This window comes from Mucilaginibacter mallensis (assembly GCF_900105165.1).
GTDB classification, from domain to species: Bacteria; Bacteroidota; Bacteroidia; order Sphingobacteriales; family Sphingobacteriaceae; genus Mucilaginibacter; species Mucilaginibacter mallensis.
Window position 1 is genome coordinate 260,212 of record NZ_LT629740.1, and the last position, 15,502, is coordinate 275,713.

At 43.8% G+C, this 15,502-nt stretch carries 10 protein-coding genes; 4 read left to right on the plus strand and 6 right to left on the minus strand.

What is annotated here, in order from left to right; translation table 11 throughout:
- Positions 1-83: 83 nt before the first annotated feature.
- Complete coding sequence (locus tag BLU33_RS01060) at positions 84-1,424, minus strand: efflux RND transporter periplasmic adaptor subunit (RefSeq protein ID WP_091367898.1); 1,341 nt, start codon at positions 1,422-1,424, stop codon at positions 84-86.
- A gap of 133 nt (positions 1,425-1,557) precedes the next feature.
- Positions 1,558-3,009, minus strand: coding sequence for a TolC family protein (locus BLU33_RS01065; protein ID WP_091367900.1), 1,452 nt, complete (start codon positions 3,007-3,009; stop codon positions 1,558-1,560).
- A 120-nt stretch (positions 3,010-3,129) separates the two neighbouring features.
- Here BLU33_RS01065 and BLU33_RS01070 point away from each other — a divergent pair, with 120 nt between their 5' ends.
- From BLU33_RS01070 to carB, 3 genes are all read left to right on the plus strand, one after another.
- Entirely contained in the window at positions 3,130-3,753 is a 624-nt protein-coding gene (locus BLU33_RS01070; protein ID WP_091380064.1) for a polysaccharide deacetylase family protein, read from the plus strand.
- Between the two features lie 469 nt (positions 3,754-4,222).
- Positions 4,223-5,662 (plus strand): hypothetical protein, encoded by a 1,440-nt coding sequence (locus BLU33_RS01075; RefSeq protein ID WP_091367902.1) that lies wholly within the window; start codon positions 4,223-4,225, stop codon positions 5,660-5,662.
- 581 nt (positions 5,663-6,243) lie between these two features.
- The gene (gene carB, locus BLU33_RS01080) at positions 6,244-9,060 is read left to right on the plus strand and encodes a carbamoyl-phosphate synthase large subunit (protein WP_091367904.1); all 2,817 of its coding nucleotides are present in this window, start codon (positions 6,244-6,246) and stop codon (positions 9,058-9,060) included.
- Positions 9,061-9,346: 286 nt separating this feature from the next.
- On the opposite strand, the gene BLU33_RS01085 is transcribed toward carB, so the two are convergent.
- Positions 9,347-9,811 (minus strand): DUF4920 domain-containing protein, encoded by a 465-nt coding sequence (locus BLU33_RS01085; protein WP_091367906.1) that lies wholly within the window; start codon positions 9,809-9,811, stop codon positions 9,347-9,349.
- Positions 9,812-10,077: 266 nt separating this feature from the next.
- On the opposite strand from BLU33_RS01085, the gene BLU33_RS01090 reads away from it, so the two are divergent.
- Positions 10,078-11,469, plus strand: a complete 1,392-nt coding sequence (locus tag BLU33_RS01090) for an NHL domain-containing protein (protein ID WP_091367908.1) — start codon at positions 10,078-10,080, stop codon at positions 11,467-11,469.
- 61 nt (positions 11,470-11,530) lie between these two features.
- On the opposite strand, the gene radA is transcribed toward BLU33_RS01090, so the two are convergent.
- The 3 genes from radA to BLU33_RS01105 form a co-directional block, all read right to left on the minus strand.
- Positions 11,531-13,012, minus strand: a complete 1,482-nt coding sequence (radA, locus tag BLU33_RS01095) for a DNA repair protein RadA (RefSeq protein ID WP_091367910.1) — start codon at positions 13,010-13,012, stop codon at positions 11,531-11,533.
- 151 nt (positions 13,013-13,163) lie between these two features.
- Positions 13,164-14,765, minus strand: a complete 1,602-nt coding sequence (locus tag BLU33_RS01100) for an FAD-dependent monooxygenase (protein WP_091367912.1) — start codon at positions 14,763-14,765, stop codon at positions 13,164-13,166.
- A gap of 6 nt (positions 14,766-14,771) precedes the next feature.
- Positions 14,772-15,476 carry an SAM-dependent methyltransferase gene (locus tag BLU33_RS01105; RefSeq protein ID WP_091367914.1) on the minus strand — a complete coding sequence of 235 codons (705 nt, stop codon included), beginning with the start codon at positions 15,474-15,476 and terminating at the stop codon, positions 14,772-14,774.
- Positions 15,477-15,502 lie beyond the last annotated feature (26 nt).

The following is a 15,502-nucleotide window of genomic DNA, read 5'->3' on the forward strand; positions in this document are numbered from 1 at the left end:
TGGTATTTAGATATGAGATAGGAAACTTCTAATTTGCGTGGTGCAAACGCGGGCCTCCCATCTCAAATCTCATATCAATCCTTCTAGTTATCAGCTGGCTTGTCAAATAGTTTTGATTTGTCAACTTTCTCAACCAACATGCCATCGCTCAATGTTTTTGATATAGCGGAGTATGGTGCCGATACTACTTCATCGCCTTTTTTAAGGCCGGTTAATACCTGTATGTAGCTATCATCCTGTATGCCTGTAGTAACTAATACCTGTTTCAGTTTGCCGGCATTGTATACAAATACATATTCCTTAACAACGGTACTCATTTTTACCTGTTTGTCATCATCGCTGCTGCTGGCATCACCTGGTTTAGTTGCCTTTTTCTCTTCGCGGGTAGTTACCGATTGTATCGGAACGGTTATGCCATGCACGTGATTGGTCCTGATATCAACTGTAGCAGTTAATCCCGGGCGGAAAGGTGAAGGGTTAGTAGCAGTTTTGTTAAGCAATGCCATGTATGATTCAGGGTTGATACGCACTTTAACCGTGAAGTTGGTAACCTGATCGGCATTGGTGCCCACCACATTTGCCGAGCTACCAATTTCTGATACAGCGCCTGAGAATTTTTTATCCACAAATGCATCCACATCAATATTTGATGAATCGCCAAGCTCTATACGATTGATGTCATTCTCGTTTACATCAACATTTACATCCATTTTACTCAGATCAGATACAGTCATGATATCAGTACCGGCAAATTGTATGGTGCCCAACACACGGTCACCTTTTTCAACAGATAGTTTTGATATTACCCCATCAATAGGCGAAAAAATGCTGGTTTTGTCCAGGTCTGCCTGAGCTTCCTGTACCGATGCTGATGATTGCGCCAGGCCATAGTTTGAACCGATAACATTTTGTTTGGCAGCTTCAAGCCCGGCTTTCGCACCTTCGTAGCTTGCTTTGGCAGCATCAAACTCGGCTGCTGTAAGTACTTTGTTATCGAAAAGTGTTTGATCGCGTTTGTAGATGGAAGCCTGGTTATCATAAGTAGCCTGTGCCTGTGCCAGCAATTGTTTTGAGTTGCCTACACTTGCCTTTTGGGTATTGTATGATGCCACGTTACGTTCAAAAGCAGATTTTAATGCATCGGGCCTTATTTTACACAGCAGCTGGCCTTTTTTAACCACATCGCCCTCCCTTACAGGCAGCTCAACAATCTCACCCGAAACCTCGGCACTTATTTTCACTTCAAGGTGCGGCTTTATCTTGCCGCTGGCGGTAACGGTTTCAACAATGTCGCGTACGGCTACTTTTTCGGTTGCCACCTGCGTTTTGCTTTGGCCGCCTAACAGGCCGGTCATTTTACCTATCACCAGTAAAACGATTACCACGCCAACCGTTATTAATATATATTTTGTAGTTTTTCCCATGATGCGTTTGATTTCGGATTTCGGATTTTCGATTTCGGATTTTTTATTTTTTTTAATTTCTTGTCTTATTATGTAAGCCCAACTTCCTGACTTTCGGTCTTTACTGACTTCCCGACTTTCGGACTTTTCTATCTTACAACGTTATCGGTATACCCAAATAATAGTCAATTACTTTGCTTCTGAATATAACCGTGTATTTGGCCTGTATCATATCAGTTTCGGCCTTGTTGTAGTTGGTTAATGAGGTATTATAATCAAGCGAGTTCACCAACCCTACATTATACCTTTGCTGTACTATGTTAAAAGCCTCTTTATTGGCATTGTAAGTTTGTATGGCCGATAGATAACTTTTCTCTGCCGACTCCACATCCAGCACCGCCTGCGAAATAGTTTTGGTTAAGGTATTGCGTGCAAGCTGGGTGCTTATTTGCGCGTATTCGTAATTAAGCTTAGCTTTCCTTACCGAGGTACGTGCCGTAAAGCGGTTGAAAATAGGTATCTGCAAGCTAATGCCTACGCTTTGGTTAAAGTTATCATCAAACTGGCGGGTAAATGAATATGGCCCGTAAATAGGGTTTGATACCGGCTGTAAGCTATTAACAATAGCGCCTGTTGATGAAACCACACCTATAGGCTGTACAACAGGTGTAGTAAGCCCTGTTATCCTGAACTTATCCTGTGCGCTTGAGTAGTACGATGCAAGGTTGCCATACAGTGCCAGTGTTGGGTAATAATTGCCCTTGGCTATTTTAATTTGCTGCTGATAACTTTTTTCCTGCAATTCAGCCAGGTGCACATCGGGGTTAACGCCCATGGCTGTTTTAGCAACTTCATCAGCATCAAACACTGTTTTAATATCATTAAAATGGCTTACATCGGGTTTCTCAACAATAATATCCGAGTCGGGGCTCATTTCCATGTACTGTTTTAATGTCAGGATAGAAGAAGCATATTGGTTTTGCGCCGTTGTAAGGTTAAGCTCCGCGGTTGACAGGCCCGCTTTTGCCTGCGAAAGATCGGCAAGGGTTTGGTTACCGGCGTTAAAGCTTTTCTGCGACCTGTCGAGCGTAATATTCGCAATGCCGATTTGCTGTTTGGCGGCAGTTATCAGGTCCATATTTGCCAGTATTTGCAGATAATCGGTCACCACGTTTAAAACAAGGTCGTTCTTTACTTTCTCTACGCTTGTTTTATCAGCATCGAGTATGAGTTTGTTTTCGATGATCTGGTTGCGCAGCTGCCCGCCCTGGAAAAGCGTAACCTGCACTGCCGCGCTGGCATTTACGTTAAAAATTGTTTGATTGGCATACACATAAGCACCTGCTACCGGGCTACGACCAAAACCCCAACCGGCTGTTGGATTTGCACTTGCGCTGGGTAATAAATTATACTTGCTTTGGTCAACATCCTGGGCAGCTAATGACTGGGTTACCTGTGCCTGTTGTATGGTTAGGTTACGCTGCAAGGTAAGGTTGACTGCTTTTTGCAGGCTTATTACCTGCTGGGCATTGGCGGTAAAACCAATTGCAGTAAGCATAATACCGAGTAGAATTGCCTTTTTAAATTTTAATATATGTTGTGCCATAAGGTTATATTTGTCCGTTCACGGATTTGTGATAGACCCGTGCCTTTAATAAAATTATACTTAATGTTGTTAATGGACAGGCTGCTATGAACTATGAACCATCAACTATTACCTAAAAAAATGTACCTGTTTAAAACACCCTTGCTGCTAAAAAAGCTGTATCCCCAACTTATATGGGATATGAAACAGGACAAACCTTGCATTTATCTCACTTTTGACGATGGCCCCATACCTATTGTTACACCGTTTGTATTAAATATTTTAAAACAGTATAATGCCAAAGCCACCTTTTTTTGTATCGGCGATAATGTACGCAAACACCCTGACATTTTTGAACAGATAAAGGCTGATGGCCATGCCATCGGCAATCATACCTACAACCATTTAAAAGGCTGGAAAACAGATAGCCAGGATTACCTCAAAAATACATTAAAAGCTGATGAATTACTACATACAAAACTTTTTCGTCCGCCCTATGGCAGGATAAAAAGAGAGCAGATAAAACTACTAAAAAATGCGATACCCGGCATTAAAATGGTGATGTGGGATGTGCTCAGCGGCGACTTTGATATTAACCTGCAACCGGAGAAATGTTTACAGCGTGTTTTAAAGCACACCCAAAGCGGCTCCATCGTAGTTTTCCACGACAGTCTGAAAGCATTTAACCGCCTGGAATATGTTTTGCCAAAGGCGATGGAGGTATGGAGCGAGGCAGGGTATAGTTTTGGTGCCCTAAGCGTTTGAGAGGGGAACTTTTTGATAATAAGGGCGACCAATAGTGCTCGTTTATGTTTTGTCCGTCCGTTCCCGGGGGCCGCTAGTTGCGAACATTTCCGGCCACACCTTCTCACCAAGCGTCATTGCGAGGAGTGGAACGATGTGGCAATCCCCGACTATGCAAGTTAACCAAGCTTATCCCTTCGCTCTGTACAGTTTGGGATTGCCACGCTATCGCTCGCAATGACGATGGCGGAGAGAATGAATGCTAATCCGTTCGTCCGCTTAGGGGGATAGGGTGATGCGAACACTTGCGGACGCTTTCAGGGTTTGGTCGTGCGTGGCATGAGTGCGGTGGCATTGGGTAGATAACATATTTAATTTGAATGTCTTATTTTTTCTTCACTTACAATGCATGTCCTGTTTATTGTAAATTTGTTTATAACATAAAGTTTAGTTCTTAAGTGCAAACTAGGCTTCTTAAATAATTAATAATATGAGTGAAATTTACAAAATAGAAAAGGAAGATCAATTAGTCGTTGGCGTTCCTGAGAAGAATATAGTTACCTTTCTTGAAAGCATTGGTTTGCCATCTGATAATATAATCGCAAATGATGAACAAAGAGCTATTATAAATAAGAATTTACCTGATCTAATTGCTAATCTTCCAGATGAGATAAAATCAGATGCAAGATATCTTTCTAAATATGTAGTTGGCGCCGGATTTGGGTTATTTGATTATTCCTTGAACGCTATATGGAATGAAGTAACGTTGGCTTTAAGAAAAAAAGTTATTGCTTACGGACTTGATATCTTTTATGATGCAGCAGTAGGACCAAGTATAAGATCTTCATATTCGTCTGAAGAGGATTTAGCTGGAATAAAAGATAAAACATTATTAACAACTTGCAATAAACTAGAATTAATTTCGGATACAACATATAAAAAGCTTTCTCATATATTGGACATGAGAAATGATATTGGTATTTCTCATCCTACAAATGCAATAATAAATGCTTACGAATTATTGGGTTGGTTGAGTACTTGTGTTAAAGAAGTGCTTCATGATCAACCATCAGAGCGAGCAATACAAATTAAGGGCTTTATTGATAATATAAAAACCCAAGCAACTGTATTAGACCAAAATGTCTTAGATAGTGTTGTTCCTGAATTACAAAAACTTAGCTCGTACCATTGTAGTCGAATATTGCAAACAGTTTTCGGAATTTATGTTTCGGAAGACACTTCTCCTACATTGAGAAAAAATATCTCTTTAATTGCGCCGACATTATGGGATGCATCACAAGATGCAATAAAAAATAAACTTGGTATAATATTACAGGGCTATAAAACAAATTTACACACATATAAATACGAAAAAGGTAATGATTTCTTTGATTTAGTTAATGGCAATAGTTATCGGCCAAAAACTGAAGTTATTTCCGTTTTAAGTGACCTGACAGATGATTTAATATCTGCAAATGCTGGATACGACAATTATTATCATGAGGCTCCTATTATAACTAAGATTATGACGTATCTTAGTTCTCCTACAGATCTACCTGCTGAAGTTTCAAAAGATTTAATAGAAGTTGTAATGCAATGCCGTATAGGCAGGGGGTATAGTCATGAAAATGGTGTTTCGCCAAAAGGAAAGCCTTTATATGATAAATTTTTCGGGCTAATGAGAGAGGAATTTATACCAGAATTTATCCATCTAATCACTACCACCAGAATTAGAACAAAGCTGAGAAATGGTATCTCAGTCAGGCAGTTTATCGAACTTCTGACATTGGTTAGGTCAACGTTAGTAACGGAAAGATACATTGAAGCACTTGACTATTTAATAGCTAAACTTCCTACCAATGCTGAAGCTATGCTTGATGCAGAATTTAAAAAAATCACAAGTAGTTTTCTTTCTTGGAAACAAAAATAAACTGCCCCCGCTACCGCAAGCGGGACGCTTGCGGTAGCTAGAGTCTTTTACCCTCTTTGCCGCTTGCGGCAGAGAGGGTGGTCGAGCGGCTGAGCGAAGACCGGGTGAGTCGGCGGAGCGCGTTGCAGCTCCGCGTTAGGGATGGCAGCGGATACCGGCCCCGTGATTAATGCCTGTGCAGTATGAGCGTACAGCCCGGGCCGCAGGTAACGCCCTAAAATAAAACCACTACCACATAGCACTTACAATCTATTAATAATTGCGGTAATATACCATGATGTAGTACATTATTTGGCTACCTATACTCATCCAAAAGAATTTACTGCTACTATAATCTCAGCCCGCCAATAACGAACTTAAGCCAACCTTACACCGAAAATTTACCCTCTCCACAATAGCTGATAACTTTTCGAAAAAAAGTGTTAAAATGTTAGCATAAAGCGTATCTTTGCACCCCGACGCTGAGAAGTCGGGATTTTCGCTTTCAGCGCATAGTATTTCATGTTCACAGTCGGTAGTTTACAGTCCTTAACCGGACCGCGACTTAAGACCCAAAACTTAAGACTAAAAGTTTAACAACTATGCCCAAAGACACCTCCATTAAACACGTATTGATCATTGGTTCAGGCCCTATTATTATAGGCCAGGCTTGTGAATTTGATTACGCCGGATCGCAGGCGGCGCTTTCGTTAAAGGACGAAGGTATCACCGTATCTATCATCAACAGCAACCCGGCAACCATCATGACCGACAAAGTTATTGCCGACCATGTGTACCTGCTGCCACTTGAGCCTGAAAGTATTGAGAAAATATTACAGGAACAACAGATTGACGCTGTATTGCCTACCATGGGTGGCCAAACAGCGCTAAACCTGTGCATAAGCGTTGCCGAGCAGGGTATTTGGGAAAAGTATGGCGTAAAGATAGTAGGTGTTGACCTGGCAGCCATCGAGAAGACCGAAAACCGCGAGGCCTTTCGCCAGCTGATGGTTGATATTGGCGTAGGGGTGGCAACATCAAAAATTGCCAACTCGTTTTTAGAAGGTAAAGAAGCAGCGCAGCAGATCGGCTTTCCGCTGGTTATACGCCCAAGCTATACGCTGGGTGGTAAAGGCGCAGGCTTTGTACATAAAAAAGAAGATTTTGACGCAGCCCTGAGCCGTGGCTTGCAGGCATCGCCAACTCATGAGGTTTTGGTGGAGCAGGCAGTTTTAGGCTGGAAGGAATATGAGCTGGAGCTATTGAGGGACAGTAATGACAACGTGATCATCATCTGCTCTATCGAGAACTTCGACCCAATGGGTATCCATACCGGCGACTCGATAACCGTGGCACCAGCCATGACCCTGAGCGACCGCTGCTACCAGGAAATGCGTAACCAGGCCATCAAAATGATGCGCGCCATAGGTAACTTCGCAGGGGGCTGTAACGTACAGTTCTCGGTTAACCCGGCTGATGAGGCGATCATCGCCATCGAGATCAACCCGCGTGTATCACGTTCATCGGCACTGGCATCAAAAGCAACCGGTTACCCTATCGCTAAAATAGCTGCAAAGCTGGCCATAGGTTACAACCTTGATGAAATAGAAAACCAGATCACCAAAACCACTTCAGCTTATTTTGAGCCGACGCTGGATTACGTGATCGTAAAGATCCCACGCTGGAACTTTGATAAATTTAAAGGTGCCAACCGCGAGCTGGGCCTGCAAATGAAATCGGTAGGTGAGGTAATGGGTATAGGTCGCAGCTTTATCGAGGCTTTACAGAAGGCTTGTCAGAGTCTGGAGATCGGTCGTGCCGGCTTAGGTGCGGATGGTCGCCAGAGCCGCAACCTGGAAGAGATCATGCACAGTTTGGAGCATCCAAGCTGGGACAGGTTGTTCCACATTTATGATGCCTTGAGCCTGGGTGTGCCGATTGAGTCGGTAAGAAAAGCAACTAAGATAGATCGCTGGTTCCTGAACCAGATAATGGATGTAGTGAACCTGGAAACAGAACTACGCCGTTACTCACTGAATAATATCCCTGAAGACTTCTTATTCACCCTGAAACAAAAAGGTTTCTCGGATACACAAATCGCCTACATACTGGGTAATGTTACCGAGGAAGATGTTTACCAGCGCCGCAAAGCACTGGGTATAAAAAGGGTTTATAAAATGGTGGATACCTGCGCTGCAGAGTTCTCGGCCAAAACACCTTACTACTACTCAACCTACGAAGGCGAGAATGAATCGGTAGCATCAGATAAAAAGAAAATAATAGTATTGGGCTCAGGTCCTAACCGTATAGGTCAGGGTATTGAGTTTGATTATAGCTGCGTTCACGGTCTGCTTGCCGCCAAGGAATCAGGTTTTGAAGCCATCATGGTTAACTGTAACCCTGAAACGGTATCAACCGACTTTAACATGGCAGATAAGCTGTACTTTGAGCCGGTTTACTGGGAGCATGTGCGGGAGATCATCGAACTGGAAAAACCTTATGGTGTGATAGTACAGCTGGGTGGTCAAACTGCCTTGAAGATGGCAGAGAAAATGCACGAGCATGGCATCAAGATCATCGGTACCTCGTTTGATAACATGGATATCGCTGAGGATCGCGGTCGTTTCTCTGACCTGTTGAAAGAACTTGAAATCCCATATCCAAAATATGGCGTAGCCGAAAGCGCTGAAGAAGCACTGGAAGTTGCACATGAAGTTGGTTACCCGGTACTTGTACGCCCAAGCTACGTATTAGGCGGACAAGGCATGAGCATTGTGATAAACGATGAGGACCTGGAGAAAGCTGTTGTAGGCTTGTTAAAGAACCTGCCAGGCAATCGTGTACTGATTGACCACTTCCTTGATCGTGCGGCTGAGGCGGAGTCGGACTCGATAAGCGATGGCGATGATGTGCATATAGTAGGTATGATGGAACACATTGAGCCTGCCGGTATCCACTCAGGCGATTCATTCGCGGTGTTGCCACCGTTTGATCTTTCTGATAGCGCTATACAGCAGATGGAAGAATATACGGTTAAAATAGCCAAAGCATTAAACGTGCTTGGCTTGCTGAACATACAATTCGCTATCAAGAATGATAAGGTGTATGTGATAGAGGCTAATCCGCGTGCATCACGTACGGTACCATTCATAGCTAAAGCATACGATGTGCCTTACATTAACATAGCTGCCAAAGTTATGCTGGGTGTAAACAAGCTAAAAGACTTCACCATTGAGCGCAAGCTATGGGGCTACGCGATAAAAGAACCGGTGTTCTCATTCGATAAGTTCCCTGAAGTAAACAAGGAACTCGGCCCTGAGATGAAATCAACCGGCGAAGCGATCCGCTTTATACCTAACCTGCAGGATCCATACTTCAGGCATCTGTATAAAGAGAAATCAATGTATTTGAGCAAATAATATATCAAAGGCCTCTACTTTAAAAAGCAGAGGCCTTTTTTGTGCGATTCCCTCCCGTGGGAGGGAATCGCACAGACCTCTTCTTCCCCGTTTTTAACACAAGAATTGCACTAAAAGAGGAATTTGTTCATTGGTGCAGTGGGGATAGGTTTGTCCGGAGTTTGTTCGCAGGTATCGGTCAGGAAAGCGGACGGACAAGATAACCCCTCCAAAGGGAGGGAATCTCACTGCCTCTACTTTTAGCACAATACCAAAACCTTTAAGCTTTACGCTTTCGCCTTTCCGCTTACTTATCCACCATTAACCCGCTAACTTCAAAAGTAAGGCTTTGTTTAGGGTTGGCATTTACGTTATGCTGCTTTTTCCCTGCAACCGTATCTCCGGCAAAATGCTGACCATCATCAGCAATAAATTGTTTCTGGGCCACACCCTCAATAATTACTGTACGGCCTTTTAAATCGGTTGGTATGGTTACGGCATAATCCTTAAAATGCGCGTTAATGATCTTTCCGTTGCCTGCATCCAGCTCAAACCAGCCACCTTTTGTTTTGGTGACTTTAATTACTTTGCCTTCAATGGTTGTACTTATGCGGGTTCTGTTGCCCATATACGCTTCAAGCTTTGTGGCGGGCATCATACTGGTTATGCTGGGTTTTTTGCCATAAACCGTGCCATGTGGCAAGGGTGTATGTTGCTGTGCCCCGGCACCAATTGATAAGAACAGGGCAACAAGTAAATACAATAATTTCATAACGACAGTGGCTTTATTAACTAATTATTGGAACAATAAACAGCCGTCATAGTTTCAACGCAACAAAATCAGCGCTTTAAAACGTTAAAATATGTGAAAGTATCTAAAATATTACTGACTTATTAATCCAATACGATAACTTCGCAGTTAGTTTTGTGCGGCTTGGTATAAGCCATCAGGATACTACTTTTGCAAGATCAGCGTTATGGTCAGAGTTTTAATTTATAACATATAAAAATCTTTATTATTTGTCACCTTATATATACATGAAAAGCCCCTTATTAAGCAAAGTACTTTTATCAGCATTTAGTTTATCTATATTATTGATTATAAACGGTTGTGGTAAAACAGATACTACTACACCGGCAGTTTTAGCTACTTTATCAACAAACGGATTAATAGTAAACTTAACATCCACAGGCGCGCAAAGCGGAGGTGTAATAACCAACAATGGTGGTGCTGATATAACATTAGCTGGTGTTTGCTACAGTTCATCAAACCAAACGCCAACAACATCAGATTCCAAAACATCTGATACCCTGGTAAACAACCCTGCTGGTACAAAAAGCTTTACAAGCACATTAAAAAGTTTAACAGCTGCTACAACCTATTATGTAAGGGCATATGCAACCAATAGCGCCGGTACAGCGTACGGAGCTATTATAACATTCAAAACTAACAACGTTACAGGCATAAATACTAATGTAAGCACATTAGCAGGCAGCATAACAGGCGGATTTTTTGACGGAAGCGGAGCAAGCGCATTATTTGCAAATCCCCAAGGTGTAGTTACCGATGCGCAGGGCAACGTTTATGTAGCTGATGGCTTTAATAATCGTATAAGAAAAATCACATCAACTGGAGTTACTACTACTTATGCGGGCGACGGCAATGCAGGATTTTTGAATGGCCCTGCTGCAAGCGCTGAGTTTTATGCTCCACAAGGAATAGCTATTGATGCCCAGGGTAATTTGTATGTGGCTGATTTAGGTAACAACGTGATACGTAAAATTAGTACTGCGGGTGTAGTCAGCACATTCTGCGGTAACGGAACACGCGGCTATGTAAATGGTGCAGCTACATTAGCTGAATTTAACAACCCGCAGGGGCTATGTGTTGATGCCAGCGGAAATGTTTTTGTTGCCGACCGCAGCAATAACCTTGTACGCAAAATAACTGCAGCAGGGGTTGCCAGCAACTTTGCGGGTTCGGGCGCAGCTTATTATTTTGATGGTACAGGTTCTGATAACTCATTTAATGGCCCTAAAGGCGTAGCAGTTGATGCTTCGGGCAACGTTTATGTGGCTGATGCCGGAAACTATTCTATACGAAAAATAAGCCCGGCACAAGTGGTTACTACCCTTGTGGGCAACCCTGTACAAACAACTATAGTAGGCACACCTGCAGGCATATCAATTGACAGCAAAGGCAATCTGTATATAGCAGACCAGAGTGGCCGCATACTTGAAATAACTACAAGCAAGATATTATATGTATTAGCAGGCTCGGCTAATACCGCAGGCTATGTTGACGGCACAGGTACAGCCGCGAAATTTTCTAGTCCGCAGGGATTAACCATTGATAATAATGGTAATATTTATGTGGCCGATTATAACAACAATATTATCCGCAAAGTAACCGGAGCTATACAACAATAACAAATAGGATATTATAAACTAAAAAGACCTGACGCAATTATTTGCGCCAGGTCTTTTTAGTTTAGCCAAACAGCAAGCCAAATACTTCTTCAATATTACCTACCGTGCGTACCTCAATGGCATAGCGGGTAAGGTCTATCCGTTTCTTATCTTTCCCGCCTGATGGCAGGTTGTATTTGGAGATGAATATCTGTTCAAAGCCTAGCTTCTGCGCTTCGGCAATGCGTTGTTCTACACGGTTTACTGCGCGTATTTCGCCTGAGAGACCTATCTCGCCGGCGAAACATGTTTTAAAAGGGATAGGGATATCTTCATGAGATGAGATGATAGCCGCAGCTAAACCGAGGTCGATAGCCGGGTCCTCAACCCGGATGCCACCTGTTATATTCAGGAATACATCTTTGGCGCCCAGTTTAAATCCGCAGCGCTTTTCGAGCACAGCCAGCAGCATGTTCATACGGCGGGTATCAAAGCCGGTGGCGGTGCGCTGCGGTGTGCCATAGGCCGATGTACTTACCAATGCCTGCGTCTCAATCAGCATAGGGCGCATGCCCTCCAGTGTGGCAGATATAGTAATGCCGCTCAACGGCTCATCACGTTGTGATAACAATATTTCTGAGGGGTTTGATACCTCACGCAAGCCTTCGCCCAGCATCTCGTAAATGCCCAGCTCTGATGCTGAACCAAAGCGGTTTTTAACAGCCCGCAGAATGCGGTAAACATGATGTCTGTCGCCCTCAAACTGCAAAACGGTATCAACCATATGCTCCAGTATTTTAGGCCCTGCAATCATACCATCTTTGGTAATATGGCCAATCAGGAATACGGGTGTAGAGCTTTCCTTGGCAAAACGCAATAGCTCGGCGGTGCATTCCCGCACCTGCGATACACTGCCTGGGGTTGATTCGATATGCGAAGAGTGCAAGGTTTGGATAGAATCCACCACCACCAGGTCGGGTTGCAGTTGTTCTATCTGCTTAAATATGTTTTGGGTTGATGTTTCCGTAAGTATATAGCAGCCCTTGCCAAATTCGGATTTCGGATGTTTGATTTCGGAATTAAAGTTGATTTTGGGTTCGTGGTTCGTGGCTTGTGGTTCCTGCTTCTCCGATGGGTCGAGTCTTTCGGCTCTCATTTTTATCTGCTTTTCGCTTTCCTCGCCGGAGATATAAAGGATCTTTAGATTAGGCATACTCAATGCCAACTGCAGCATTAAGGTTGATTTACCAATGCCCGGTTCACCGCCTATCAACACCAATGAGCCCGCGACAATGCCACCACCCAGCACCCGGTTAAATTCCTTATCGGGCGTAAGCATGCGCTGTTCCTCGCTGAAAACTATATCCGGGATCTCAACAGGTTTGTTGGCGCGTTGCTGTGTGGTTGATGAGGTGGCTTTCCAGTCAGGTACTGAGCCATTACTTTTCTCAATAATTTCTTCTACAAAGGTATTCCATTGCTGGCACGACGGGCATTTGCCCAGCCATTTAGGTGATTCAAAGCCACAGCTTTGGCAAAAGTAAGCGATCTTGGTTTTAGCCATGTTTGTTGATGTGCAGATATGCGGATGTGCAAATGTGCAGATAATTTAAGATAAATACTAATAATTTTAGTATACAAGTGCGCCCGTTCAAGCGTGGGACGCTTGAACGGGCGGTGCTACGGGCGGGTGATTTGCCATGGACCATCAACTACTAACCACTCACCCCCGCTACATTCTGCAAATAGCTATCCATCATCCCGATATCGGCCACATCGTTCATATAACCAATATACATATCGGGGCGCACAATTATGGCTTTTTGCTGGTGAGGGTTGGCTTCAAATGTTTCAAAAACTTCCAGGTTTTTACCTGAGGGCGGCAGGTAGAAGAAATTGAGCTTACCCGCGTATTTTTGGGTGATCCATTTAGCCATGGTGAACAGGAACAGTTCATCAAACTTGCCTAAAATAATAAGCGTGAAGCCCGGTTTGCTGCACCACTCATGCAGATCGGTTTCTACATGCTGTTTTTCGTCGAAAAGTTTGAGATATGGCAGCCTATCGCCCGCCTTTACTTTAGTGCTTTTGCTCAGGTGCAGGTTAATGTTGCTATCGCGATAATTGATATCGATCTGCGATACACGTTTAAAAAACGCGGTCCTGATGTTCCCGCTTTTCCAGGCAAAGCCTAAAATACGGAACAGCAGCCATTTCTTAAACAGCTTAGCATACCATTTGGTCGACATGATGACATTGAACGCCGCATCCGTAGTATTCAACAGCTCTTTAGCAACAGGCATACGCTCGGCGGCATAGCTATCCAGTATGGTGGGTTTTATCTGCCCGTTTACTACACCTGCCAGCTTCCAGGCCAGGTTATAGGCATCCTGCAAACCGGTATTCATGCCCTGCCCGCCAACCGGGGAGTGGATATGTGCCGCATCGCCAATCAGAAAACAACGTTGCACTCTGAAATTATCCGCCATGCGGTGGTGCAACTTATAGGTAGTAAACCAATTGGTTTGCATTAGAGTTATAGTTCTTTTGGTAATGGCATTCAGATAGGGCAGCATCTCTTCCACTTGTACATCCTCCCTTTCGCCGAACTCTTCGGGTAAATTACCTATGATACGACAGCTATCCTGCTCGGGCATGGGGAAGAATGCCGTAAAGCTCTTTTCCCCAAGAAACATATTTAAATGATCTTCGGTTAGTGAAGATGCATTCAGTTTGGCATCGATCAGGTAAAAGGAATGCGCGTAAGTATCGCCCTTAAAAGGGATCTGCAATTGCTTGCGTACACTGCTATGCGCTCCATCGGCACCGACTACCCAATCGCAGGTGAGCGTATATTCACCCTCAGCGTTTTGCAGTTGAACGGTTGCGCCATCAGCATTTTGTTGCAGCGAGGTTAGGGTGGTGTTCCAGTATACAGGGCAACAATTCAGCGTAAGGTAATCAAGCAGCAGGCGTTCATTTTTGCTTTGCTCATACATGAGTATGTAGGGGAAGGGTGTTAAGCCTTCGCCTATATTATGTAGCGATAGCGTGGCCTCTTCTACACCATTGTGATTAAAAATAGCACCCTGTGCCTTCTTTCCATTATTAACAGCCTTATCAACCACACCCATTTGCCGGTAGATCTCCAGCGACCGGGCCTGTACAGCTAATGCTTTTGAATGATTGGTTGGGCCTGCCTTGCTATCAATGATAATTGGCTGCACACCATACCGCAGCAATTGAGCGGCCATCATCAAGCCAGAGGGCCCGGCGCCTACTATCAGTACATGGGTATGTTGTGTAGTAAATACCATTTATCCTCAACGGAATAGTAAGAAAATGGTTGGCCTTTTATGCAGGTCGGGTACTTTTTTCTGCCACTCGGATATGGGTTTGGTTTGTACAAACTCCGTTTCTGCTGTAAGGTCGCAGGCTATGCACAGGCGGGTCTTGGGGTTGGCAGTTTTCAGTATCTCCTCCAGCATTGGGTTATTACGGAAAGGTGTTTCAATAAACAATTGAGTTTGATTGTTCTTTATCGCCAAAGCTTCCAGTTCTTTTATCTTTTTGCTGCGCTCTACCTTGTCAATAGGCAAATAACCATGAAAGGTAAAGCTTTGCCCGTTAAACCCGGAAGCCATTATCGCCAGTAAAATAGAGCTTGGCCCAACTAATGGAACAACCTTTATACCCATGCGGTGTGCTTTCTCCACAATCTCCGATCCGGGATCAGCAACGCCGGGGCAACCGGCCTCACTCATCAGGCCAACATCGGTACCGGCTTGCAGTCCTTTGAAAAAGTCGGCGGTATCATCGCGTTTGTATTTGCCGTAATCATGTATCAGCAGTTCGCTTTGCGGGGTTTTCAGACCCGCTTCCTTCAGAAACTTGCGGGCGGTTTTTTCATTTTCCACAATGTACTCCTTAATGTTGTTGATGGTATCAACAAGGTAGGGGGTAAATGATTTTGCCGATGCATTTTCGGCAAGAGGTACGGGGATCAAATAGAGGGTTCCATAAGGCATATTGCAAAATTGCTTTTTTTTATTTA

Excerpts from the sequence above, each read along its gene's own strand:
- BLU33_RS01060 (WP_091367898.1), bottom strand. The coding sequence starts at position 1,424 with ATGGGAAAAACTACAAAATATATATTAATAACGGTTGGCGTGGTAATC.
- BLU33_RS01065 (WP_091367900.1), bottom strand. The coding sequence starts at position 3,009 with ATGGCACAACATATATTAAAATTTAAAAAGGCAATTCTACTCGGTATT.
- carB (WP_091367904.1), top strand. The coding sequence starts at position 6,244 with ATGCCCAAAGACACCTCCATTAAACACGTATTGATCATTGGTTCAGGC.
- BLU33_RS01075 (WP_091367902.1), top strand. The coding sequence starts at position 4,223 with ATGAGTGAAATTTACAAAATAGAAAAGGAAGATCAATTAGTCGTTGGC.
- radA (WP_091367910.1), bottom strand. The coding sequence starts at position 13,012 with ATGGCTAAAACCAAGATCGCTTACTTTTGCCAAAGCTGTGGCTTTGAA.
- BLU33_RS01070 (WP_091380064.1), top strand. The coding sequence starts at position 3,130 with ATGTACCTGTTTAAAACACCCTTGCTGCTAAAAAAGCTGTATCCCCAA.
- BLU33_RS01090 (WP_091367908.1), top strand. The coding sequence starts at position 10,078 with ATGAAAAGCCCCTTATTAAGCAAAGTACTTTTATCAGCATTTAGTTTA.
- BLU33_RS01105 (WP_091367914.1), bottom strand. The coding sequence starts at position 15,476 with ATGCCTTATGGAACCCTCTATTTGATCCCCGTACCTCTTGCCGAAAAT.
- BLU33_RS01085 (WP_091367906.1), bottom strand. The coding sequence starts at position 9,811 with ATGAAATTATTGTATTTACTTGTTGCCCTGTTCTTATCAATTGGTGCC.
- BLU33_RS01100 (WP_091367912.1), bottom strand. The coding sequence starts at position 14,765 with ATGGTATTTACTACACAACATACCCATGTACTGATAGTAGGCGCCGGG.